This is a genomic window from Nonomuraea sp. NPDC049655 (assembly GCF_044465465.1).
GTDB lineage: Bacteria > Actinomycetota > Actinomycetes > Streptosporangiales > Streptosporangiaceae > Nonomuraea.
This window is the reverse complement of sequence record NZ_JBITLS010000017.1, coordinates 185,473-207,987: the sequence shown is the minus strand read 5'-3', so window position 1 is coordinate 207,987 and position 22,515 is coordinate 185,473. Positions and strand designations below refer to the sequence as shown.

General features: G+C 70.2%; 20 protein-coding genes. 9 read left to right on the top strand and 11 right to left on the bottom strand.

Features of this window, described 5'->3' with window-relative positions; translation table 11 throughout:
* The first annotated feature begins 46 nt into the window (after window positions 1-46).
* Window positions 47-1,051, top strand: coding sequence for an AI-2E family transporter (locus ACIBQ6_RS43350; protein ID WP_397218698.1), 1,005 nt, complete (start codon window positions 47-49; stop codon window positions 1,049-1,051).
* Here ACIBQ6_RS43350 and ACIBQ6_RS43345 read toward each other — a convergent pair.
* The gene (locus ACIBQ6_RS43345; protein ID WP_358283787.1) at window positions 1,032-1,628 is read right to left on the bottom strand and encodes a PadR family transcriptional regulator; all 597 of its coding nucleotides are present in this window, start codon (window positions 1,626-1,628) and stop codon (window positions 1,032-1,034) included. The two genes, ACIBQ6_RS43350 and ACIBQ6_RS43345, sit on opposite strands and share 20 nt — an antisense overlap.
* 65 nt (window positions 1,629-1,693) lie before the next feature.
* Here ACIBQ6_RS43345 and ACIBQ6_RS43340 point away from each other — a divergent pair, with 65 nt between their 5' ends.
* Both ACIBQ6_RS43340 and ACIBQ6_RS43335 read left to right on the top strand, forming a co-directional pair.
* A complete protein-coding gene (locus tag ACIBQ6_RS43340; protein WP_397218697.1) occupies window positions 1,694-3,265 on the top strand; it encodes an FAD-dependent monooxygenase in 1,572 nt (523 codons plus the stop codon).
* Window positions 3,266-3,268: 3 nt separating this feature from the next.
* Window positions 3,269-3,916, top strand: a complete 648-nt coding sequence (locus tag ACIBQ6_RS43335; protein WP_397218696.1) for an HAD-IA family hydrolase — start codon at window positions 3,269-3,271, stop codon at window positions 3,914-3,916.
* Between the two features lie 30 nt (window positions 3,917-3,946).
* On the opposite strand, the gene ACIBQ6_RS43330 is transcribed toward ACIBQ6_RS43335, so the two are convergent.
* Window positions 3,947-4,447, bottom strand: a complete 501-nt coding sequence (locus ACIBQ6_RS43330; RefSeq protein WP_358283780.1) for a DivIVA domain-containing protein — start codon at window positions 4,445-4,447, stop codon at window positions 3,947-3,949.
* A gap of 191 nt (window positions 4,448-4,638) precedes the next feature.
* Between ACIBQ6_RS43330 and ACIBQ6_RS43325 the strand changes: the two genes are divergently transcribed.
* Genes ACIBQ6_RS43325 through ACIBQ6_RS43315 form a run of 3 tightly spaced genes read left to right on the top strand, consistent with a single transcriptional unit; the run spans window position 4,639 to window position 6,885 of the window.
* On the top strand, window positions 4,639-5,478 hold the full coding sequence (locus tag ACIBQ6_RS43325) for an ATP-binding cassette domain-containing protein (RefSeq protein WP_397218695.1): 840 nt from the start codon (window positions 4,639-4,641) through the stop codon (window positions 5,476-5,478).
* A complete protein-coding gene (locus tag ACIBQ6_RS43320; RefSeq protein WP_397162556.1) occupies window positions 5,475-6,146 on the top strand; it encodes a hypothetical protein in 672 nt (223 codons plus the stop codon). The genes ACIBQ6_RS43325 and ACIBQ6_RS43320 overlap by 4 nt, the downstream gene beginning before the upstream one ends.
* Window positions 6,147-6,177: 31 nt before the next feature.
* Window positions 6,178-6,885, top strand: a complete 708-nt coding sequence (locus ACIBQ6_RS43315; RefSeq protein WP_397218694.1) for an SGNH/GDSL hydrolase family protein — start codon at window positions 6,178-6,180, stop codon at window positions 6,883-6,885.
* An 86-nt stretch (window positions 6,886-6,971) separates the two neighbouring features.
* Here the strand turns inward: ACIBQ6_RS43315 and rlmN are convergent, their stop codons facing one another.
* Window positions 6,972-8,072, bottom strand: a complete 1,101-nt coding sequence (gene rlmN / locus ACIBQ6_RS43310; RefSeq protein WP_352350343.1) for a 23S rRNA (adenine(2503)-C(2))-methyltransferase RlmN — start codon at window positions 8,070-8,072, stop codon at window positions 6,972-6,974.
* Between the two features lie 153 nt (window positions 8,073-8,225).
* On the opposite strand from rlmN, the gene ACIBQ6_RS43305 reads away from it, so the two are divergent.
* Entirely contained in the window at window positions 8,226-9,248 is a 1,023-nt protein-coding gene (locus ACIBQ6_RS43305) for a suppressor of fused domain protein (RefSeq protein ID WP_397218693.1), read from the top strand.
* Here the strand turns inward: ACIBQ6_RS43305 and ACIBQ6_RS43300 are convergent.
* The 6 genes from ACIBQ6_RS43300 to ACIBQ6_RS43275 form a co-directional block, all read right to left on the bottom strand.
* Window positions 9,228-10,067 (bottom strand): phosphatidate cytidylyltransferase, encoded by an 840-nt coding sequence (locus tag ACIBQ6_RS43300; RefSeq protein ID WP_352323802.1) that lies wholly within the window; start codon window positions 10,065-10,067, stop codon window positions 9,228-9,230. The two genes, ACIBQ6_RS43305 and ACIBQ6_RS43300, sit on opposite strands and share 21 nt — an antisense overlap.
* A gap of 57 nt (window positions 10,068-10,124) precedes the next feature.
* A complete protein-coding gene (gene frr, locus ACIBQ6_RS43295) occupies window positions 10,125-10,682 on the bottom strand; it encodes a ribosome recycling factor (RefSeq protein WP_352350337.1) in 558 nt (185 codons plus the stop codon).
* A 43-nt stretch (window positions 10,683-10,725) separates the two neighbouring features.
* On the bottom strand, window positions 10,726-11,424 hold the full coding sequence (gene pyrH / locus ACIBQ6_RS43290) for a UMP kinase (protein WP_352323800.1): 699 nt from the start codon (window positions 11,422-11,424) through the stop codon (window positions 10,726-10,728).
* A gap of 145 nt (window positions 11,425-11,569) precedes the next feature.
* Entirely contained in the window at window positions 11,570-12,403 is an 834-nt protein-coding gene (gene tsf, locus ACIBQ6_RS43285; protein ID WP_352323799.1) for a translation elongation factor Ts, read from the bottom strand.
* Between the two features lie 849 nt (window positions 12,404-13,252).
* Complete coding sequence (gene rpsB / locus ACIBQ6_RS43280; protein ID WP_364324423.1) at window positions 13,253-14,188, bottom strand: 30S ribosomal protein S2; 936 nt, start codon at window positions 14,186-14,188, stop codon at window positions 13,253-13,255.
* A 242-nt stretch (window positions 14,189-14,430) separates the two neighbouring features.
* Window positions 14,431-15,045: an ArsR/SmtB family transcription factor gene (locus ACIBQ6_RS43275; protein WP_397162554.1), complete on the bottom strand. Its 615-nt coding sequence runs from the start codon at window positions 15,043-15,045 to the stop codon at window positions 14,431-14,433.
* Window positions 15,046-15,199: 154 nt separating this feature from the next.
* Between ACIBQ6_RS43275 and ACIBQ6_RS43270 the strand changes: the two genes are divergently transcribed.
* On the top strand, window positions 15,200-16,522 hold the full coding sequence (locus ACIBQ6_RS43270; protein ID WP_397218692.1) for an MFS transporter: 1,323 nt from the start codon (window positions 15,200-15,202) through the stop codon (window positions 16,520-16,522).
* A 500-nt stretch (window positions 16,523-17,022) separates the two neighbouring features.
* Here ACIBQ6_RS43270 and ACIBQ6_RS43265 read toward each other — a convergent pair whose 3' ends face one another.
* Complete coding sequence (locus ACIBQ6_RS43265) at window positions 17,023-18,261, bottom strand: GNAT family N-acetyltransferase (RefSeq protein WP_397218691.1); 1,239 nt, start codon at window positions 18,259-18,261, stop codon at window positions 17,023-17,025.
* A 175-nt stretch (window positions 18,262-18,436) separates the two neighbouring features.
* Between ACIBQ6_RS43265 and ACIBQ6_RS43260 the strand changes: the two genes are divergently transcribed.
* Window positions 18,437-19,891, top strand: coding sequence for a M23 family metallopeptidase (locus tag ACIBQ6_RS43260; RefSeq protein WP_397218690.1), 1,455 nt, complete (start codon window positions 18,437-18,439; stop codon window positions 19,889-19,891).
* A 1,608-nt stretch (window positions 19,892-21,499) separates the two neighbouring features.
* Here ACIBQ6_RS43260 and ACIBQ6_RS43255 read toward each other — a convergent pair.
* The gene (locus tag ACIBQ6_RS43255) at window positions 21,500-22,369 is read right to left on the bottom strand and encodes a tyrosine recombinase XerC (protein ID WP_397162595.1); all 870 of its coding nucleotides are present in this window, start codon (window positions 22,367-22,369) and stop codon (window positions 21,500-21,502) included.
* Window positions 22,370-22,515 lie beyond the last annotated feature (146 nt).

Here is a 22,515-nt window from a genome sequence, read left to right as displayed (position 1 = left end):
ATCACCGCCGGGAAGGCCACTGACCAGGCACGATCGGGGGTTGGGCATGAGGCCGTGGCGGGTGCTGGGGTGGATCGCGATCATCGCGGTCGCCTTCTTCTGCCTCTATCACCTGCGCACGGTCGTCATGTCCGTGATCATCGGCGTCTTCCTCACGGCGCTGCTGCACCCGCCGGCCCGCTGGCTCACCGCTCGCGGGCTCGGCCCGGCGCTGGCCACCACGATCGTCTTCGTCGGCGGCCTGCTGCTGGCCGGCGCGCTGATCGCGCTGCTGGTGCCGCCCACGGTGGACAGCCTGAGCGAGATGCGCACCAGCCTGGGCAAGGCGCTCGGCGACCTGCACGGCCTGGCCGCCCGGTTCGGGCTCGACGACCAGCGGCTGCTCGCCCAGGCCAGGGACTACGTCTCCAAGCAGGGCAGGCAGATCACCAGCGGCGCCATCGCCGGGGTCAGGACGGCCGGCGAGATCGTCGTCGGCGCGGTGCTCGCGGTCATCCTGTCGGTGTACTTCGTGCACGGCGGCGAGCGGCTGTTCGCCTGGATCGTCGATCTGATGCCCGACGCGGCGAGAACGCGCTGCCACGACACCGGCGTGCTGATCTTCGGGGTGATCGGGCGCTACATCCGCGGCGTGGCGATCGTGGGCGTGGTCGACGGCTTCTTCATCGGGCTCGCCCTGTGGATCCTCGGCGTGCCGATCGCGCTGCCGCTGGCCGTGCTGACGTTCGTGGGGGCGTTCCTGCCGGTGGTGGGGGCGTTCATGGCCGGGCTGCTGGCGGCGGTGGTGGCGCTCGTGGCCAAGGGGTGGCTGGTGGCGCTGATCGTGGTCGCGGTGACGGTGGCGGTGCAGCAGCTCGAAGGGCACGTGCTGGCGCCGCAGGTCTACGGCAAGGCGCTCGACCTGCCGGGAGCGGTCATCCTGATCGCGATCACGGTGGGCAGCGTGATCGCGGGCATCACCGGGGCGTTCCTGGCCGCGCCGGTGACCTCGGTGCTCGTCGCGCTGCTGCGGCGGCCGCGCCCGCACCTGATCACTCCCGGGCCGAGCTGACTGCCTCCAGCTGCTCGCGCGACCACTGGATGCGGCCTTCCCGCAGGTCGGCGATGACGGCGCGGAGCCAGCGGGCCTCGGCCGCCGTCACCTCGCGCAGGTACTCGGACTCCAGCATCGTGATGCGCGGCAGGTCCTGCTCGGCCGACAGGCTCGACTCCAGCTCGGCCAGCGTCTGCTCCACGGCCGCCGCCCGCCGCTCCAGCGCGTCGGCCAGCACGCCGGGCGGGAGCAGCATCGCGTTGGACAGCGCGGCGGGGAACTGCGGGAACTCCTGTTTGGGACGGCTGAGCATGTCGTCGAGCCACACGTCGAGCCGCTCGCGCCCGGCGTCGGTGAGCTCGTAGACCGTGCGCTCCGGGTACTGCTGGTCGCGGCCGGTCTCCCTGACCCTGAGCAGCCCGGCCTCTCCCAGCCGCTCGATCGTGCGGTAGAGCCCGGCCCGCTGGCCGACGTTGACGACCTGGTCCTTGCCCCACTGCTTGAGCAGGCGCTGCATGCCGTACGCGTGCAGAGGCCGGGACCGCAGCAGGGCCAGCACGGTGAGGGCGAGCGGCGAGCCGCGGTCGAGAGCCATGGCCCTCATCGTAGCCGCACGGCAACTAGTTGACTTGAGACTAGTTGCAATGCAACTATTTCCCCATGACCACAGCAGACCGCCCTGAGGGCGTCATGACCGAGATTCCCGTGCTGATCGTCGGCGGCGGCTACGCCGGGCTCACCTCCGCCCTGTTCCTGTCGCACCACGGGGTGCCCTGCGTGCTCGTCGACCGCCACCCCGGCGTGTCGCTCCTGGGCAGGGCGCGCGGCATCACCCCGCGCACGATGGAGATCTACCGGCCGCTCGGCCTGGAGCAGGCCGTCAAGGAGGCCGGGCGGCCCTTCGACGAGGAAGGGGGCGTGGCCCGCTGCGAGACGCTGGCCGGCGAATGGCAGTGGCTCTTCGAGGGCGGCTCCTCCCGGGCGCTGCCCGAGCTGACCGCGGGCGAGTACGGCATGGCCGACCAGAGCACGGTCGAGCCGATCCTCGCCGAGGCCGCCCGCGCCCGGGGCGCCGACCTGCGCTTCGACACCATATGCAGGTCGATCGAGCCCGACGCGGACGGCGTCACGGTGGTGACCGAGGACGCCCGCACCGGCGAGCGCCGGACCCTGCGCGCCCGCTACCTGATCGCCGCCGACGGCTACCGCGGCACGATCAGGGAGCGGCTGGGCATCGCCCGCGAAGGGCTCGGCGTCCTGCGCGCCTACCAGTCCTTCGTCTTCAGGGCCGACCTGTCGGAGCTGGTCACCAAGCGGGCGCTGTTCTGGATCCTCGGCGCGCCCGGCGGGACGGCCTCGGGTGCGATGGTCTCCCACGCGCTGCCGGGCCATTGGGGCATGGCTCTGACGTACGACCCCGCCGCCGAGTCGCCGGACGACTTCACCGACGAGCGGCTGATCGCCTCGGCCAAGGAGCTGATCGGCCGCGACCTGCCCGTGGAGATCGTCAGCAGGGCCGCGTGGGAGGAGGCGGTGGGCGTCGCCGCGCGCTACCGCGAGGGACGGGTCTTCCTGGTCGGCGACGCGGCGCACGTCTGGCCGCCGGCCGGCGGGCTGGGCGCCAACTCGGCCGTTCAGGACACCCACAACCTGGCCTGGAAGCTGGCCGCCGTGCTGGCCGGCCGGGCCTCCGACGCGCTGCTCGACACCTACGAGGCCGAGCGCCGCCCGGTGGCCCTGGAGCTGGCCGACCTGACCGTACGCAGCCAGGCGGCCAGGTTCGGCCCCAACCCCGAGGACGACCCGCTGGACCACGTCGCGGCGATCCTGGGACAGCGTTACCGCTCGTCGGCCGTGGTCGGCGCCACCCACGAGACGGTGCTCGGCGACCCGGCGGCCCAGGGCGCCCGTCCCGGCACCCGCGCCCCGCACCTCTGGCTCGACCAGGACGGCGAGCGCATCGGCGTCCACGACCTGTTCCACGACGCCTTCGTCCTGCTGTGCGGCCCCGGCGGCGCGGACTGGGCGCGGGCCGCCGGGCCCGGCGTGCGGGTGCACCGGGTGGGCGGTGACGTGCTCGACGTCGAGGACGCCTGGGCCGAACGCTACGGCGACGCCACCGCCGTCCTGGTCCGCCCCGACGGCTACGTGGCCTGGCGGGCCGAAGGACCGGCGGTCGAGGGCGAGGTCGGCCGGGCGCTCGACCAGGTGCTTGGAAGGGTCATCATGTGACCTATGCGATGGATCACGTTCGACTGTTTCGGCACCCTCGTCGACTGGCGGCACGGCATCGGCACCAGCCTTGAGCTGATCGCGCCCGGCAGGGGGGACGAGCTGCTGACGGCGTACCTGCGGCACGAGAGCGCGGTCGAGGCCGAGACGCCACGGGCCCGCTACCGGGACGTCATGGCCGAGGCGCTGCGCCGCGCCTGCGCCGAGACCGCAGTCCCGCTGAACGACGACGACACCTCGGTGCTGGCCGCCACGCTGCCCTACTGGCCGGTGTACGCCGAGGTAGGGGCCGAGCTGTCGGCCCTGCGCGCGGCGGGCCGGCGGCTGGCGCTGCTGACCAACTGCGACCGCGACCTGATCGCCCAGACGCTGCGGCGGCTGCCCGTGCCGTTCGACGCGGTGGTGACCGCCGAGGACGCCGGGGCCTACAAGCCGGACGAGGCGCACTTCGAGCACTTCAGCAGGGCCTACGAGCCGGCCGAGTGGGTGCACGTGGCGCAGAGCCACTTCCACGACATGATCCCGGCCGAGCGGCTGGGCGTGCGCCGGGTGTGGATCAACCGGCACGGCGAGCGGCCCGCCGGGCCCGAGGTCGTCCGGGTGGTCCTGCCCGACCTCCGCGGCCTGCTCGCCGCCGTCGAACGAGCCTGACGGCGGCACTGGGGCCGCACCGCGGCGGGCCTAGCGGGGTTTCTCCAGGATCTCGGCGACGCCTTCGAGGAAGGAGTCGACGTCGGCGATCAGGTAGCCGGCGCGCAGCAGCACGGTCGAGAAGCGGGCCTCGCGCACCTCCTGGGCGGTCACCGCGAACTCGGTCGTGCCGCGCAGGGTGGCCACGATGCGGTCGAGGAAGGCGTCGACCTCGTCCTCGTTGTAGCCGGTGCCCATGCGGCCGGGGCGGAAGGCCACCCGTTCGACGCGGGCCGCCTGGGTCTCGAACCACTCCTCGCGCAGCAACTCGCCGGTGGGCTCGGCCATGGCCAGCCGTACCGGGCGCTTGGCCTGGGTCTCCAGGGCCACGACGAACGCCTCCAGCGCGAAGTCCACCGCGGTCTCGTGGTAGCCGCCGCGTTTGGCGCGGAAGGTCGCGGTGCGGACCTCGTCGGCGGTGACGGGCTCGACCGTGTGCGGCCCTCTGCCCAGGGTCGACTCGATACGCGCGATCAGGGCGTCGACTTCCACGGGGTCATAGCCTGAACGCATACCCATGACGCGCGGAAAGCGGTTCAAGCCGACTCCTCCTGAGGTGTGCCGGGGGCTTCTCCATTGTGAGGCCCTTCATCACGGTGAGGCCCTTTATAGCGGTGAGGCCCGTTATAGCGGTGAGGCCCTTTATCACGGCCCTGCGCCCTGACATATACCGTTACAGCACCATGCGACTGTTACAGGTCTCTTTTCGCTACCGAAGACGTCAGCCCTTCGTCCTCGAAGAGGCCGAAGGGCAGCTCGCGCCGGGCGACGCGATCGAGCTGACCGGGGCCAACGGGGCGGGGAAGTCCACGCTGCTGCGGCTCCTCGCGGGGCTCGCGCGGCCGACGCGGGGCCACATCACCGACCGTCCCGGCGTCGTGGGCTTCGCCCCCGACCGCTTCCCGACGGCCCAGCCGTTCACGGTGACGTCCTACCTGACGCACATGGCGTCCGTACGGGGCGGCGCCCGGTGGCGGCCCTGGGCCGAACGCCTGAACATGGGCCACCTTCTCAGCCTGCCGCTCGGCGAGCTGTCCAAGGGCAGCGCGCACAAGGTCGGCCTGGTCCAGGCCCTGATGGCCGACCCCGGCCTGCTGATCCTGGACGAGCCCTTCGCCGGCCTGGACGCCGACGCCCGCGAGACGCTGCCCGCCATCGTCACCGAGGTCGCCGGGCGCGGGGGCATCGTCGTCGCCAGCGACCACCAGGGCGGTTTGCGCGGCCTCCCCGGGCTGCGCTCATGGTCGCTCGTGGACGGCCACCTCAAAGAGGCCACCCCCACAGCTTCTGTGACCGCCGCGGCCCCGGTGACCGCCGCGGCCCCGACCCCCGCCGCCGCTGTGGCCCAGGCGGCCCCGGCGGCCTCTGTGGCCCCCGCGACTCACGCTCCGGAACGCCCGCTGACCACCGTGGCGGTCACCCTGCCCGCCGACGAGCTCCCGCTCTTCCTGACCAGGATGCGCGACCAGGGCTACCGAACCTCCACCCTCGACCACCCCCACACCCCCGAGGAGCCCGGATGATCGCCCTGGCCGTCTTCCGGTTGGCCGCCTATGTGCGGTCGCATCGCGTGCATCAGGCGCTTCTGCTCACCCTCGCCATGCTCGCGATCGTCTACGGCAGCCGCGCGCCCAAGGGCACGGAGGCCGCCGTGCTGGCCGACGGCGCCGTCCTGATCATCCCCATCCTCGCCTGGGCCACGCGGAGCCTTCTGGACACCGAGCCCGACCGGCAGCGCGAGCTGTCGGCGGTCACCGCGGGCGGGCGCGGCAAGGAGGTGGCCGCGGGGCTCGTGGCGAGCCTGGTCGCCTGCGCCGCGCTGGCCGCCGTCGGCCTCGCGTGGGCCGTCCTGCTCGGCCTGAGCGAGCGCCCCGGCCGGGACGTGCTCGGCGCGGCCCTCGTCCTGCACGCCTTGGCCGTGCTCGCCGGGACGGCGCTCGGCGCGCTCACCAGCCGGGCCGTGCTGCGCTCCCCCGCGGTCTCGATCATGTCGCTGGTGCTCGGCTACCTGGTGATGCTGCTGCTCAGCGCGTCCCCCGCGTACTGGCTGACGGTTCCGCTGGTGGTCTGGATGCGTACGGCCGGCGCCGGCGAGCTGCTCGACCAGCTGCCCCAACTGTCCGCGATCTCGCTGGTGTGGTGCCTGGCGGGACTCGCCCTGTATGCCTGGAGGCGCCGTAGGGTAGGTTAGTAAGCGTCCACTCACCCCTGAGGAGGCAACGGTGAAGGTGATCTGCCTGGGTGACAGCATCACCCGCGGACAGGTGAGCGTCGACTATGTGGCCATGCTGCGCGAGCGGCTGCCCGGCGAGACGGTGATCAACGCGGGCGTCAACTACGAGCCGTCGTCCGAGCTGCTCAAGCGTCTCGACGACGTCGTACGGCAGGATCCGGACGTGGTCACCGTGCTCATCGGCACCAACGACGCCAACGCCACGTTGAGCGAGAAGCGGGCCAGGGCCCTGCGCAAGCGCTGGAAGCTCGCCGAGACCCCCACGCCCGCCGCGTACGCCGCCAACCTGACGGCCATCGCCGCCCGCCTGCAGAACGAGACCATGGCCCGCGTGGCGCTGCTGTCCCCGCCGGTCATCGGCGAGGACCTGGACTCGGTCCCGGTGCGCCGCACCCAGGAGTTCGCCGAGATCGTCAGGACGGTCGCCGCCGAGCAGGGCGTGACCTACCTGCCGCTCAACGAGCGCATGACCGCCGACCTGGAGGGCACCTCGCCCCGCACCCACTACCGTCCCGAGAGCAACCAGGCGCAGACCGCCGCGATGCAGCACTTCCTGCTCGGCCGCAGCCTGGACGCCATCTCCAGCAGCCGCGGCCTGCGGTTCACCACCGACACCGTGCACCTCAACAGCCGGGGCGCGGCCATGATCGCGGACCTGATCGAGACCTTCGCCGCCCGCTCGACCGCCACAAGATAGGCCGGCCGCCCTGCTCGGCGGCCGCCGGTCGGGGCCGGTCGCTTGCTCGAAGAGGGCCGGCTGCTACCCGCTCGGGCCGGGGCCGGTTACTCGGCCGCGGCGAGCTGGCCGCAGGCGCCGTCGATCTCGCGGCCCCGGGTGTCACGCACGGTCACCGGCACCCCGTGGAACTCCAGCCGGCGCACGAACGCCCGCTCGTCCTCCGGCCGGGAGGCCGTCCACTTGGAGCCGGGCGTGGGGTTGAGCGGGATCAGGTTGACGTGCACGAGCTTGTTCCTGACCAGCTTGCCGAGCAGGTCGGCCCGCCACTCCTGGTCGTTGACGTCCTTGATCAGGGCGTACTCGATGGAGATGCGGCGCTTGGTCTTGGCCGCGTACGACCAGGCCGCGTCGAGGACCTCGGCCACCTTCCAGCGCGTGTTGATCGGGACGAGCGTGTCGCGCAGCTCGTCGTCGGGCGCGTGCAGCGACAGCGCGAGCGTGACCGGCAGCCCCTCGTCGGCGAGCTTGCCGATGGCGGGCACCAGCCCCACGGTGGAGACCGTGACCCCGCGCGCGGAGATGCCGAGACCGTGCGGCGCGGGCTCGACCATGCGGCGCACGGCGCCGATCACCTGCTTGTAGTTGGCCAGCGGCTCGCCCATGCCCATGAAGACGATGTTGCTCACCCGGCCGGGACCGCCCGGCACCTCGCCCGCCGCCAGCGCACGGGCGCCGGAGACCACCTGCTCGACGATCTCGGCGGTGGACATGTTCCGGGTCAGGCCCGCCTGTCCGGTGGCGCAGAACGGGCAGTTCATGCCACAACCGGCCTGCGACGACACGCACATCGTGACCCGCTCGGGATAGCGCATGAGCACCGACTCGACCAGCGCGCCGTCGAACAGCCGCCACAGGGTCTTGCGGGTCGTGCCGCCGTCGGTGGTCAGCTCCTTGACCGGCGTGAGCAGCGTCGGCAGCAGCGCCGACAGCTTGTCGCGGGCCGCCGCGGACAGATCGGTCATCTCGGCGACGTCGGCGGTGTGGCGCTCGAAGTAGTGGCGCGAGAGCTGGTCGGCGCGGAACGCCTTCTCCCCCAGCTCGGTGACCGCGGCCCGGCGCTCGGCCATGGACAGGTCCGCCAGGTGCCGCGCGGGCTTGGCCCGTCGCGGTGCGACGAAGGTGAGCTGGCCTGGCTGCTGGGACACGTTCCTGCCTTTGCTTGGGGGACTTCCGGGACTCTGCTTGGGACTTCCGGGATTTCTCACCGGCCAGGTTAGTGAACGCCGGCCGCGGAGGAGGCATTCCTGATCACGGTACGGCTCGCGTCAGGGTCACCGCCCGATCTACAGTCATCTCGTATGGCGATTTTCCGGTCGGCATCTGGCGAGGGTGGCACCGAGGTCGTCCTCGCCGCCGGTAACCCCTACGGCAGCCGCACGCTCGTGGTCGAGCGGGACGAGGACTCCTCGGTAGCTTACCTGTGCTCGCCGGAGGGCGCCGTCCACGGAGCGGTCTGGCTGGCCAACCACCGACCGGCCCCGGCCGTGGTCGACCTGGCCCGGATCAACTCCGGCCTGCCCCCGCTGATGCCGAGGGGCAGCACGACGCACCCCGAGGGGCGCAGGCCGCTCGGCCAGTTGTCCGCCCTGTGGTTCGAGGAGGGCGACGGCGTCGCCCTCTACGAGGACGACGACCTGCTCGCGGTCATCCCCGGCTGGGCCGACATGAGCAGGGGCATGCCCGGCTACGCCCGTGACGCCGTGGGCGAGTCGCCGTTCGCGTGGGCGCTGTCGGAGGCGCTGGAGGGGCTGCGGCCGCGTATCTCCAATGCCACGTCCTACTGGCGCTGGCGGCACGGCGAGGGGTCGTGGCCGTCGTTCCAGCAGTTCGTCATGGGCCATCTGGACCGGGTGCTCGGCCCGGCCGGCCGCTACTGGGACGCCAGCGGCGAGCGCCTGCCGACCGTCGGCATCACCGAACGGCCGCCGTACGCGGGCCGCGAGCCGACCGTGCTGTCCACGGTGGGGATGAGCTGCCAGCGCATGCCGACGGTCGAGCAGTGGATCGACCGCCCCGACGCCTACGCCCGGATCGAGCTGGCCGTGGCCACCCACGACGACCCCAGGGACGCGGCGCTGCTGCTGGTGTGGCTGGCCCAGTATCCGTGGCACTCGGTGACCTGGCTCGGCCACGGGCACACGGCCAAGTGGTACCACGAGCCCTCGACGTTCCCGCTGGGGCCGCAGTACTCGGGGGTGCTCATGCGGGCCGACCCACCCGACATGCCTGACATGTCGGGGTTCGCGTTCGGCGGGGAGGCCGTCCGGTGGTTGTGGCTCACGCCCGTCACGACGGAGGCGTTAGAGGAACAGCGTCAGTAGCAGCCAGACCGGCACCAGCGTGGTCACCAGCGAGTCGAGGCGGTCCATCAGGCCGCCGTGCCCCGGCAGGATCGTGCCGAGGTCCTTGATGCCGAGGTCCCGCTTGATCATCGACTCGATGAGGTCGCCCACGGTCGCCAGCAGCGCCGCCAGCGCCCCGATCAGCGCGCCCAGCCAGAGCGGGCCGTCCAGCAGCCAGGTCACCAGCCAGCCGCCGACCAGCGTGCAGGCGATCACCGACCCGGCGAAACCCTCCCAGGTCTTCTTCGGGCTGATGACCGTCATCTTGTGCCTGCCGAACAGCACACCCGCGACGTATCCGCCGATGTCGCTGGCCACGGTCACCGCGATGAAGATCAGCACCCGGTCGCGGCCGTCGTGCGGCGCCAGCAGCAACGCCGCGAACGCCGCCAGCATCGCCGGGTAGAACAACGTGAACACCGAGGCGGTGCCGTCGCGCACGTAGCCGTCGGTGCCGTCGCTGAACATCCGCCAGACCAGCAGCACGAACGCGAACACCGCGAACGTCCCCAGCAGCCAGAACGGCCCGCCCCAGTACGCCCCGGCCTGCATCGCCACCAGCCCCGCGAGCACGGGCACGGCCGGGACCTTGATCCCGCGCGTGGCGAACGCCTTGGTCAGCTCCAGCACGCCCACGCCGACGCACACCACGATCACCAGGAGGAAGAGCTCCTTGATCGTGTAGAGGGTACCGAGGACCAGCGCACCCAGCCCCACACCCACCGCGATCGCGGCCGGCAGGTTCCTTCCGGTACGGCTGCCGCCGTCCGGGCCGGTGCCGGCCGTACGTTCTTCCACAGACACTCTCCATAGCCACGGCCCCCGCCTTCCGGCGAGGGCCGCGAGGCGTGCCGCTCAGACTTCGAGCAGCTCGGCTTCCTTGTGCTTGAGCAGCTCGTCGATCTTGGCGACGTGCTTCTGGGTGAGGTCGTCGAGTTCCTTCTCCGCGCGACGGACCTCGTCCTCGCCCGCCTCGCCATCCTTGATCATCTTGTCGAGGGCCTCCTTGGCCGTACGACGGATGTTCCGGATCGACACCTTGGCGTGCTCGCCCTTGTTCTTGGCGACCTTGATGTACTCCTTGCGGCGCTCCTCGGACAGCTCCGGGAAGGTCACGCGGATCACGTCGCCGGTGTTGGTCGGGTTGACGCCGAGGTCGGAGTCGCGGATGGCCTTCTCGATCGCGCCCATCGCGCTCTTGTCGAAGGGCTGGATGATGACCATGCGCGCCTCGGGCAGGTGGAACGAGGCCAACTGCTGCACCGGAGTCGGAGTGCCGTAGTACTCCGCATTGATCTTGTTGAACATCGCGGGGGTGACCCGGCCGGTCCGGATGGTCGCGAAGTCTTCCTTCGCGACCGAGACGGCCTTGTCCATCTTTTCCTCGGCTTCGAGGAGGGTTTCGTCGATCACAGCGGCTCCCTGTCTACTAGCTGGCGGTGTCGGGCTAGCTCCCTCATTTGCCTGCGGGACTCACCAGCGTGCCGATTTTCTCACCGCGTACCGCTCGCAGGATGTTGCCCTCGCCCATCAGGTCGAAGACCACGATCGGCAGATCGTTGTCCTTGCACAGGCTGATCGCGGTCGCGTCCATGACCGCGAGGTCGCGCAGCAGCACCTCGCCGTAGTCAAGATGGTCGAACCGGACCGCGTCGGGGTTCTTGCGCGGGTCGGAGTCGTAGATCCCGTCGACCTGCGTGCCCTTGAGCAGCGCCTCGGCGCCGATCTCCAGGGCCCGCTGCGACGCCGCGGTGTCGGTGGAGAAGTACGGCGAGCCGAGACCCGCCCCGAAGATGACCACGCGGCCCTTCTCCAGGTGCCTGATCGCGCGGCGCGGCAGGAAGGGCTCGGCGACCTGCTGCATGGTGATGGCGGTCTGGACGCGGGTCTCGACGCCGCGCCGCTCCAGGAAGTCCTGGAGCGCCAGACAGTTGATCACCGTGCCGAGCATGCCCATGTAGTCGGCCCTGGCGCGGTCGATGCCGCCCTGGGACAGGGTGGCGCCGCGGAACATGTTCCCCCCGCCGACCACGACCGCGACCTGCACGCCCTCGCGCACGGCCTCGGTGATCGAGTCGGCCAGGTGGTCGACGACGGCCGGGTCGATGCCCAGCGGGTCGTCTCCGGCGAACGCCTCGCCTGACAGCTTCAACATCACCCGCTTCCACCTCAGTGGACCCTGCGGGCTGGGTGATGAGGAAGCCGCCGTCCGTGTGGATTCGTGGGCTGACTCCCGGTGGTCCTGCACGGCGGCGGCCTCCTTCATTGGGTGGAACTCTGGGCTGGCAGTTCGCTCAAGCCTAAGCCTGGCCGACCTTGAATCGGACGAAGGCGAGCACCTCGACGCCGTTCTCCTCGGCGTACTTGCCCACGCTCTTCTTGTTGTCCTTCACGAAGGCCTGCTGGACCAGGGTGAAGTCCTTGTACCAGCCGTTGACGCGACCCTCGACGATCTTGCCGATGGCGGCCTCGGGCTTGCCCTCCTCGCGGGTCATCTCCTCGAAGAGCTTGCGCTCCTTCTCGACGACCTCGGCGGGGACGGACTCGGCCTTGAGGTACTGCGGGGCCATCGCCGCGGCGTGCTGGGCGATGTCCTTGGCGACCTCGGCGTTCGGCTTGTCGAGCTGCACGAGCACGCCGACCGCCGGCGGCAGCGCCGGGTCCGTCTTGTGCATGTACGAGCCGATGTAGCCGCCCTCAAGCACGGCGAAGCGGCGGATCTCGATCTTCTCACCGAGCGCGGCGTTGGCCTCGTCCAGGTGCTCCTTGACGGTCTTGCCGTCGAAGGAGGAGTCGAGCAGCGTCGCCACGTCGGCGGGCTTGCTCGCCAGGATGTGGGCGACCACACCGGCGGCCAGCTCCTGGAAGCGCTCGCCCTTGGCCACGAAGTCGGTCTCGCAGTTGAGCTCGAGAAGAGCGGCGGAGGAGTCGCTGTCCTGCTGGAGCGCGACGAGGCCGTTGGAGGCCGTACGGGCCTCGCGCTTGCCCACGTCCTTGGCGCCCTTGAGGCGCAGGAGCTCGATGGCGCGGTCGAAGTCGCCTTCGGACTCCTCAAGCGCCTTCTTGCAGTCCATCATGCCGGCAGCGGTGATCTCGCGAAGCCGCTTGACGTCGGCCATGTTCACGGAAGCCATTGCTCTTATTCCTTGTGGGATTTCGTCGTCGTCGTGGATCGGAGTGGACGCCCTGGGCGCCCGCCCCTGGTCGGTGCGGCAGGCGCGCGCCGCACCAGGGCCTTGTCGTGCGCGGGTCGTGCGCGGGTCGTGCGTTCTGCCTCGGTCGTGCGCGGTCTTGCCCGGGTCTTGCACGGTCTCAAGCGATGGCGCCGGGTCGTGCCGGCTGGGCTTCCGCCCGGCCCTTTGGCCTTCACCTGACTGGCCCGGCTTTCGCCTGGCCCGTCCGGCTGCCTCCGGAACCTTCGCTCGTACCTGGGCTTGGTCTGGGCTCGGGCTTCGTCCGGCCTGGGCGCGGACTCCGCTCGGGCCCGGGCTTTCGCCCAGGTCTCCGCTCAGCAGGACGGGCTCCGCCGGTGGAGCTCCGCTCCGCCTCGCTCGGCATACTGCCCAGCCAGGCTCGGCTTATCGCTCCGGCCCGATGGTCATCCACCTCGGCTCATCGCCTCGGCTTCCGACGCCCGGCCCTGACTTACCGCCCGAACCTGATCGCCACCCTGCCTAGGCTCTCGCCCCAGCCAGATCGCCACCCTGCCTTGACTTATCGCCTCGGCGGGGTGCCGTCCTGTCCGGCTTGCCGTCCCGGCTCGGCCGTTTGCCCAGTCGAGACGCGTACCTTGCCCTACCAAGCCTCAGCCCGCACAGGACCTCGGCCTTGCCCTTCACAACCTCGGCCCGCGCAGGACCTCGGTTCCGCTCACCCTCTGTCGGCCGGCTGCCCGCCCCGCACCGCGGTCGATGACGACCTGCGGCGCGGGGCCGGCGCCTGTACCGTGCCCGGCCTCACGAACCGGGCGCGGCGGCCGTGTCTCAGGCCTGCGGCTCGGACTCGGGGGTCGCGTCGGCAGCCGGAGCGGCCTCGGCGGCGGGCGCCTCCTCGGCCGGAGCCTCGGCAGCGGGCGCCTCGGCAGCGGGGGCCTCCTCGGCGGCGGCCTCCGGAGCAGCCTCAGGGGCGGCCTCGGCGGCCTGACCCTGACCCTGCTCGATGAGCTCGCGCTCCCACTCGGCCAGCGGCTCGGCGGCGGCCGGCTTCTCGTCACCGCGGGCGGCGCCGGAGCGAGCCATCAGACCGGCGGCGACACCGTCGGCGACGACCCTGGTGAGCAGGCCGACGGCGCGGATGGCGTCGTCGTTGCCCGGGATCGGGTAGTCGACCTCGTCGGGGTCGCAGTTGGTGTCGAGGATCGCGACGACCGGGATGCCAAGCTTCTTGGCCTCGCTGATCGCGATGTGCTCCTTCTTCGTGTCCACGACCCACACCGCGCTGGGCACGCGGCCCATGTCACGGATGCCGCCGAGCGTGCGCTCGAGCTTGTCCTTCTCGCGACGGCGCATGAGGAGCTCCTTCTTGGTGAGCCCCGAGCCGGCGACGTTGTCGAAGTCGAGCTCCTCGAGCTCCTTCAGACGCTGAAGCCTCTTGTGCACGGTGGAGAAGTTGGTGAGCATGCCGCCCAGCCAGCGCTGGTTCACGTACGGCATGCCGACCCGCGCGGCCTGCTCGGAGATGGCCTCCTGAGCCTGCTTCTTGGTGCCGATGAACAGGATCGTGCCGCCGTGGGCGACGGTCTCCTTGACGAAGTCGTAGGCACGGTCGATGTACGACAGCGACTTCTGCAGGTCGATGATGTAGATGCCGTTGCGCTCGGTGAAGATGAAGCGCTTCATCTTCGGGTTCCACCGGCGGGTCTGGTGGCCGAAGTGAACGCCGCTCTCGAGCAGCTGTCGCATGGTGACGACGGGGGCCATGTGATGGTCCTCCAGGTCTGGGCGCCCTGCGGATGGGCGCAGTTCTCGGTTGTGCCGCGGCAGCGCGTTGTCTACCGCCCTGATGCCCCAAAACCGCTCCAGCCGGGCCGGGGCCCGGACCGAGGGTGCGGTCCGCAACGGGGCATGCGAAGTCGGCCTGTTGCCACAGGCCATCGAAAAGTCTACCTCCCACACCGCCCCAGGCTGACCGTCGGAGGTCAAACCGACATACCGGGTACGGCTCACCCCACATCGTGGTCCTCCGTGGGCAACCCGGGCGACGTCCTGGGAGCGACCGGGAAGAGGTTGATCTGCGCCTCCGCGATCCTGGCGCCGCTCGGCGCGTCCTCCTGGCTGCGCTGGTGGGCGATGTACGGCTCCAGGAGCTTCTCGATCTCCGCGCTCAGTCGTCCCAGCTCGCTCGCGTCGACCCTGATCCGGGTGCGGCTGAAGCGCGTCGCGTCGCGCCATTCGTCAGTGTCGTGCTCGGTCCTGGCCAGGGCCCGGTCGGCCTCGTCGCCGGCCTCCTTGCGGAACGCCTTGATCAACAGGGTCTTGGCGTCTCGGACCTCCGGCTGGTCGTCCGGAAGCACTCCCACGCTGAACGGCTTGTGCGTCGATCTCCACAGCCGTTCGCGTCCGTCCCCTCTGGGCGGGGCGTCCTCGACGAAGCCGTACTTGGCCAGCATGCGCAGGTGATAGCTGGCGGCGCTGGGCGTGATCCCCGCGATCTCGGCCACCTCGGTCGCGGTGGCGCTGTCCTGCACGCCGAGCCGGTTGAGGATCAACAGCCTCGCCGGGTGAGCCAGCGCCCGCATCATCTTGGGATCGCTGAGCCCCTCCATGTCCTGCGTCATGTGCCAAAGGTACCCGGCGGGAGATGTGAAGCATTCCCTTTACAACTCTGAAGGGATCCCTTCATACTTATGAAGTCTTCCTTTCACATCTCTCCCCACCCGTCCGACCGGCCCCCCTTCAGCTCCCCCCGAACTCGCCACCGGAGACCCCAGCATGGACACGACGCCCCCACTCCCCCTCCGCAAACAGCGCGACTACCGCCTGCTGTGGAGCGCCCGCACGATCTCGATCACCGGCTCGGAGGTCTCCAAGCTGGCCGTCCCGCTGACCGCCATCACGCTGCTGACCGCCTCACCCGCCGAGATGGGGCTGCTGACCGCCGCCGCGCCGCTGCCCGCCCTGCTGTTCGGCCTCCAGTCGGGCGCCATCGCCGACCGTCTCACCCGGCACCGCCCGCTGATGATCGCCTGCGAACTCGTCTCTTGCGCCGCCGCCGCCACCGTCCCGCTGGCCTGGCTGCTCGGCGTCCTCACCGTGCCCTGGCTGATCATCGTGGCAGTGGTCATCGGTACGGCCGGCGTCATCTTCAAATCCGCCAACTTCCCCTACATAGCCGCGGTCGTGGACCCGTCGCAGCGCACCGAGGCCATGGCGGGCTTCCATGCCTCGTACTCGGTAGCCTCCGTGAGCGGCCCCGGCCTGGCCGGCATCCTGGTCCAGACGCTCACCGCGCCGTTCGCCGTACTGGCCGAGGCGCTGTCGTTCCTCGCCTCCGCCATCCTGCTCCGCTCGATCCGCACCCCGGAGCACAACGAGCCCACCCGCTCGTCCAGCATGTGGCACGACATCGTCGAGGGCCTGCGAACCAGCCTCACCCACCCCACGCTCCGAGCCGTCCTGGGCGCCGGCGTGACGATCAACTTCTTCGCCATGGCGTACATCGCCGTCTACATGCTCTACATGGTCAACACGCTCGACATCCCCAAGGGAATGATCGGCTTCCTCACGGCGCTGAGCGGCGCGGGCGGCCTCCTGGGCGCCTGGCTCACCTCCCGCCTGTCCAAGCGCTACGGCGAGAACCGCATCCTGCTCGTCTCGGTCCTGTTCTTCCCGCTGGACATCCTCGCCGTCGGCCTCCTGACCGGCCCCCTCTGGGTGAAGCTCACCGTCCTCGGCCTGACGGGCGTCATGACCGGCGTCATCGTGGTCGCCTTCGCCACCTGCATGGGCGTGATCACTCTCCGCGACGCCCCCACCGCACTCCGAGGCCGCGTGAACGCCACCATGACCTTCGCCGTACAGGGCGTCCTGGCCGTCGGCGGCCTGGTGGGCGGCGTACTGGCCGAGTTCATGGGCCTGCGCCCGGTCATCCTTCTCAGCGCGGCGGGCATCGCCCTGAGCAGCCTCTGGATCTGGCTCTCCCCCCTACGTCCCAACCGCCCTCAGACCTCCCACACCCCACCCGCGCCCCCTCACAACCCCAGCCCCCAGACACTGAAGAACCTGATCGAATCCAAGCGCCACTCAGTCATCTAGCCACCTCCACTCCCCCAGATCCCGCACTTCGCCCGTACGGACCCCACTACGTCTCGCTCCCGCCGCCGCTGCCCCCTCTCCGCCCCTTGCCATCTCGCCAACCGCACGTACACCCACGGCGCCTGCACCGGTCGTACGGCACACAGCCAGAACCCTCGCCCTAACGGCCTACAACGCCCCTCCCACGGTCAGTGCCTTCACCTCCCGGCGTCGGCGGTTACCGTCACTGAGGGCGGCCCGTTCCTTGGGCACAGCCTTTCTCCAGCTCTTGGCGCAGCTCTGGATCGATCGCCGCACCAGCCGCATGGTGGTGACGCAATGGTGTGACCCATGCTGACCAGGCAGAGATCGACCTGCCTCGCGCCAGCGCACTTCATCAACGTCCCGAAGCCACCCTGAGCCGTCACCGCCGGAACCGGCCATTGATGGCCGCCCAGGAGCCGCAGCACTCGGCCCTCAAGCTCCGCCGAACAGCGACCTGAAGCCGGGACGGGACGGGCCTAATACGGCAGGTAGTAGCTGAGCAGATCCGCGGTGAGCGGCGGGAAGAGCGCCTGGAACAGCTCTTCCTCTCCGGTGTAGACGTCGGGCCGGATGCGGGTCAGCCCCTCGATCCCGTGCGGGCCGAACAACAGGGCGGGCAGGTGGTCGGGTGCCACTCCGACGCCCTTCACGGCTCCAGGTCTCTGCATCGGGCCGCCTGTGACGACCTCGCCGAGGCCATCGGCGGCGACCGGGATCCGGTAATGGGCGCCGAAGGTGGAGATGACGATGTCATCGCCGGTGCGGTCCGTCCCCTCTGCGGTGAGGCGCTGCCAGAGCAGCGGCCGGAGCCGGTCGAGCAACACCGCGACGTCCGGAATGCGCACGTAGTACTGCTCCGCCCGCTTCCGCGGTTCGTGGTCGAGGAACTCCTGCCAGGCGGTGGCAGTCACGGATCCGGCCCGATGGACGACCTTCAGCTCACTCCCGGGGAACTGGGCGACGACGGCACTGAGCAGGTCGCGGGCCGCGGCCTCGTTGGCGGCGGCAGCCTCGGCCAGCAGCACCTCGTCGTCGTCGGGAGGCGTGGTGCGTCCGGTGGCGATGACGGTGCCGGCGCGCTCCAGGACCCAGGAGGTGCTCGCCTGGTGGTCCAGCAGCCATCGCCGGCATGCCGCCGAATGCGGCATGGCCACGTCGAACCCGTCCTGAGCCATGTCCTGCAGAGCTGCCATGGCGGGAATGTCGGCGGGCCGGGCGACGCGGAGTGCGGGCGTGCCCACACCGGCCGGGGGCGTGTGCACAGTCAGCGCCGACGGTATGTCGATGGCGTACTCGTAGCCGAACAGCCGGTAGAAGTACGGGATCCCGATCATCACCTGAACGACGTGACCACGGGCGGCGGAGCGGTCGTGAGCCCATCGCATGAGCGCCCGTACGAGTCCGCGTCCTTCGTATTCGCGGTCGGTGGCGACCAGTTCGACCTGGCCGGCGGGTAGGCGGATGCCGCCGACGCGCACTTCCTCGTCGAGAAGCGTCGCGGTGGACACGACCCGCTCTCCATCCACGACCACGGCGCAGGCGGACCAGCCGACCTCCGGGTCCGAGACGACCAGCCGGTGGTCGAGGGCGTCGGCCGAGTCGCCACGTTCGGTGAGCAGCGCGCTGATCTGGTCGAGGTCCGCCGGCCGTGCCTGCCGCAGAACGAGGCCGTCGGCCAGCGGGACGGGTGCGGGGGACGCTGCAGTCGGGCTCACGGTGGGACTCTTGCATCGCCCGGATGACCTCGTCCATTGGATTTCCACTCGGGCGGGCGGGCGGCGGGCTCGGCACAGGGCAGGTTGTCCACAGGAGGCTCCCCACCGCTTCCTGTATCCACAGAATCCCGCTCGCCTCGACCTCCACGGGCCGCTCCCGGCAAGACTCCCCGCCATGCCCCCTCGCCCACCCCTCCCCGCCCTGCCCCCTCGCTCAGCACCCCTCCCCGCCCTGTCCCCTTGCTCAGCACCGCCACCGCCGAGACCACGCACGCAGAACGTGGGCCGCCGTGCCGCGATCTCCCTGGTCGTGCTCACAACAGCGATCACGCTCACGACCATCGCCACCCCGGCTCCGCTGGCGAAGGCCGCCCCACCCGCCTGGCGCTGGCCACTCGACGGCAGCCCCCGCGTCCTGCGCCGCTTCGCCCCGCCCTTGGCTCCTTGGCTGGCCGGACATCGCGGCATCGACCTGGCCGCGTCCGCCGACACCCCCGTCCTGGCCGCGGGCTCAGGCACCGTCCGCTACGCAGGCCCAGTAGGCGGAAGGGGAGTCGTCACCATCGACCACCCAGGCGGCCTCCGAACGACGTACCTGCCGATCAGCGCCTCGGTGAAGCAGGGTGAGCCGATCACGATGGGCAGCCGTCTGGGAGTCGTACAAGCCGAACACGGCCATTGCCAGGAGTCATGCCTGCACTGGGGCCTGATCCAAAGCGCCCGCTACCTGGACCCTCTTCTCCTCCTGGGCCACGCCCCCATCCGCCTCCTCCCCATCTGGCCCAAGACCGCCCCACCGCGGACCACCCCACCCCTGCTCCCTCCGGCCCCCAAAACACCCTCCGAAGCACCCTTTATCTATCCCTCCAAGCCTTCCGAAGCGCCCGATGCCGTCCCCGTCGAGCCCTCCGACGCACCCCTTGCCGTCCCCCTTGAGCACTCCGAAGCCCCGCTTGACGTCTCATCCAACCCCTCGGAGGCGTTCGCAGGCAGCACCTCAACCCCACCCGCCCTCCCCCTGCTCACCAAGGTGTCCGCCGCTTTCCACCGCCCGAACCCGCCCCTGCTTCCACACCTGAACCCGCCTGCTCCGCTCACACGGAGCCTGCTCCCCAATGCCCCCGTGCCTCCTCCGCCCCCGCTCTTCGTCCCTCTCCCCCCGTCCCTGCTCACAGTTCTCGCGCACCACGACTCATCCGCGAACCAACACAACGCGCTCCCAGCCCCCTACTCCACCGTCCCGCAGGCACTTGGCCTCACCGCAGAGCCGACCCCCGAGACCCCGCTCATCACCCCTGCGGTCACCTCCTCACGCCCGGAGATGCGTTCCAGCGACCTCCCCCTCCGCAACCAATCAGCCAGAACTCCCGAGCAGTGGCATGACTCAACTCACGCCCCTTCCAGATCCCTTGCAACCGTCCTCCGCCTCCTGACACATGCGGCATCGCTGCCAGCAGCCCCAGCGATCGGACTGGGCACCCTCCTCGGCGCCGCTCTCCTGATCACAGCCCTACGCCGCCGCCGACGCCCCCACAAGAAGCACCACGGCTCAAGAAGCGGCCAACACCGCAAACCCCCAATAGAAGGGCTCCACAGACGCCCCACCCCACCCTCACGACGCTCCTCCTGACCCCCTCAAAGACTCACTCTTCAAGCCCTAAACCCGACACCTGCCAAGAACCTCCAAGCTCACAACGAGACCCCCACAACGGCCACCCGCATCAAGCCAGAAATGCCCTCAAGGCAACCAAGATGCCCATCCATTCACCGCCGCTGGATGAACACGACCGTCAAATCTCATCGGGAAACGCGTGCGCCCTTGATCCGGACCAAGCCCCAACTAATAAGAGCGCCTTGTTCGCCCTCCGGCCTCGCGGCCCAGCCGCCGTCCGCCGCCTCCGTAGCCATCGGCCGTCGCCATCGGCCGTCGCCATTCCCCCACCGCCGTCCGGCCACCGCCGTCCGCCCACCACCCACCGCCGACGCCCGACACCGACACCGACACCGACCAACCGTCTCTGAACTCTCCGCCCTTCGCGCTTCTTGCTCTTCGCGCCCTCTGCTCCTCTGCGCCCCTCACCGCCGAGCCAGGCACCGAAGTACGGTGCACCAGGACCGCACTGCCAAGTTGCGGCCTACGTCGAGCGCACGGCACCTGCGCCGTGCGTGGTTGTGGTTGGTTGCCTGTAGCGGCACAGGCCACCAACGCCATGTGAATGGCGACCACTCATTTCTTGGCCGCCGTAGGTCAGCCCAGTCGCCACATGGCCGCCGCTCCCCTGTAGCAAGACGCTTCTATGCGCCGTAGGGGGAGCTCGTCAGCAGGGGACCGAACAAACCCGGGACTCACTTGGGCGAGGGCTGGCCCCACGCCGGAGCCCGTACCCCAGGGGGGCGGCGTTCACCCGGACGGTGGCTAGACCCGCGCCGGAACCTGCGCCCCAGTGGGCGGCGTTCACCCGGACGGTAGCTAGACCCACGCCGGAGCCCCCACCCCCCTGGGGCGGGGACTCATCCAAGCGGCGGCTAGACCGACCCGCGCTGAAGCCCCCGCCCCCCTGCTGGGATGAGAGACTCCCAGGCTGTGGCTGGCCCCTGATGGGAGACCATGCCCGCGAATACTCCAACGCCGGAGTGGTTTCTTCCTCTACCGTCCGCGCCGCGTTCGTACGAGTCCTTCGTTCCCCGTTCCTCCTCGGAGGGGGCCAGGTACAGACGCGTCCTGCTGTGGGATGGCGGCGCGTGTCTGAAACGTCCAGCAAGCCGGCGGCAGCCAGGAGTATCGGGTCCTCGATCAAGGCGCTGCACGTGACCCACACCTTCGCACCCACACCTCCGCGCGCTCGACTCCCGCGCGCCTATCCGGTAGAGCAACCGTCGGTTAGGTGGTCGCCGCCGGTCTTTCGCTCCACCCCGTGAATCCAGCACTGCCTGCGCGGCAGGAACATGCTCTTCGCGTCATTGCCTCTCGCCCCTTCGCATCCCTCGCGCAATGACGACACTGCCGTGTCGTCGCGCCGTCGGGTTCTCTGGACGACGTGGCTACAGGTCTTGGGTAGTTGGCGTCGGTGTGGGAACTGCGCAGCACGCCCGAACGCGTCGTGCCGCGCCGCCTGGCGGCGGGCTCGGCCGGGCCCAATGCCTGCGTGGATGCTTGGTTCGACGTCTTATGGCCCTTGCCGCTCAGCCGGGGAGCGAGGGGTGGGTGAGAGAGGCAATGGCGTGCTGGTGTCTGTGGTCAGGCGCGGGGGTGGGCTTGGCGGTATGCGGTGCGGAGGCGGTCGATCGAGACGTGGGTGTAGATCTGGGTTGTGTTGAGGGAGGCGTGACCGAGTAGTTCCTGGACGCTACGCAGGTCTGCGCCTCCTTCGAGCAGGTGGGTTGCGGCGGTGTGCCGCAGTCCGTGTGGGCCCATGTCGGGGGCGCCCTCGGTCTGAGCCAGCCGCGCGTGCACCACCCGTCGTACGGTGCCGGCGTCGATCCGGCCACCACGGACACCGAGGAAGAGGGCCGGCCCGGAGCGTTCCCGAACCCAGATGGGACGCCCGTTGATGCACCATCGGTCCAGAGCTCGAAGCGCTGGCAGCCCGAACGGCACGGAACGCTCCTTTCGTCCCTTGCCCAGGACCCTGATGACATGCCGGTCCCGGTCCACGTCATCGACGTCGAGGGCGCAGAGCTCACCCACCCGCACACCCGTGGCGTAGAGGAGTTCCAGGAGGGCCTGGTCTCGAAGGTCTTTGGGATCGCCGGTGGACTGGGGCGCGCTCAGGACGGTCTGGGCCTGCTCCTGGTCGAGCACGGCAGGCAAGGGACGGGGCGCCTTTGCGCTGCCCAACAACAGGCCGGGGTCGGCGGCCAGCCAACCCCGGCGGTGACAGTACGCGGTGAAGGTACGGACGCAGGCCGTTCTGCGGGCCAGCGTGGCTCTTGCCTTGCCTGCACTGTGCTGGTCGGCCAGCCAGCCTCTCAGCTCGCTGATGTCCAGGCCGTCAAGCCGTCCATGGAGATGGTCGAGGAGGGCGGTGATGTCGGAGAGATAAGCGCGCACTGTATGTGGGGAAAGGTCTCGCTCGAACCGCAAATACCTCTCGAACTCAGCAAGCACTTCGTCGGCATTCACGTCACGGTTCAAACCGGAGTTCAGGCCACGATCCAGGTCCGCGTTCACGTGGGGGTTCGAGTCCGCGTTCACATCGGGGTTCAGACCGGCGTTCACGTCGGGGTTCAGGTCGGGATTTGGGTCGCGGTTCA

Excerpts from the sequence above, each read along its gene's own strand:
- ACIBQ6_RS43350 (WP_397218698.1), top strand. The coding sequence starts at position 47 with ATGAGGCCGTGGCGGGTGCTGGGGTGGATCGCGATCATCGCGGTCGCC.
- ACIBQ6_RS43345 (WP_358283787.1), bottom strand. The coding sequence starts at position 1,628 with ATGGCTCTCGACCGCGGCTCGCCGCTCGCCCTCACCGTGCTGGCCCTG.
- ACIBQ6_RS43340 (WP_397218697.1), top strand. The coding sequence starts at position 1,694 with ATGACCACAGCAGACCGCCCTGAGGGCGTCATGACCGAGATTCCCGTG.
- ACIBQ6_RS43335 (WP_397218696.1), top strand. The coding sequence starts at position 3,269 with ATGCGATGGATCACGTTCGACTGTTTCGGCACCCTCGTCGACTGGCGG.
- ACIBQ6_RS43325 (WP_397218695.1), top strand. The coding sequence starts at position 4,639 with ATGCGACTGTTACAGGTCTCTTTTCGCTACCGAAGACGTCAGCCCTTC.
- ACIBQ6_RS43320 (WP_397162556.1), top strand. The coding sequence starts at position 5,475 with ATGATCGCCCTGGCCGTCTTCCGGTTGGCCGCCTATGTGCGGTCGCAT.
- ACIBQ6_RS43305 (WP_397218693.1), top strand. The coding sequence starts at position 8,226 with ATGGCGATTTTCCGGTCGGCATCTGGCGAGGGTGGCACCGAGGTCGTC.
- pyrH (WP_352323800.1), bottom strand. The coding sequence starts at position 11,424 with ATGTTGAAGCTGTCAGGCGAGGCGTTCGCCGGAGACGACCCGCTGGGC.
- tsf (WP_352323799.1), bottom strand. The coding sequence starts at position 12,403 with ATGGCTTCCGTGAACATGGCCGACGTCAAGCGGCTTCGCGAGATCACC.
- rpsB (WP_364324423.1), bottom strand. The coding sequence starts at position 14,188 with ATGGCCCCCGTCGTCACCATGCGACAGCTGCTCGAGAGCGGCGTTCAC.
- ACIBQ6_RS43275 (WP_397162554.1), bottom strand. The coding sequence starts at position 15,045 with ATGACGCAGGACATGGAGGGGCTCAGCGATCCCAAGATGATGCGGGCG.
- ACIBQ6_RS43270 (WP_397218692.1), top strand. The coding sequence starts at position 15,200 with ATGGACACGACGCCCCCACTCCCCCTCCGCAAACAGCGCGACTACCGC.
- ACIBQ6_RS43260 (WP_397218690.1), top strand. The coding sequence starts at position 18,437 with ATGCCCCCTCGCCCACCCCTCCCCGCCCTGCCCCCTCGCTCAGCACCC.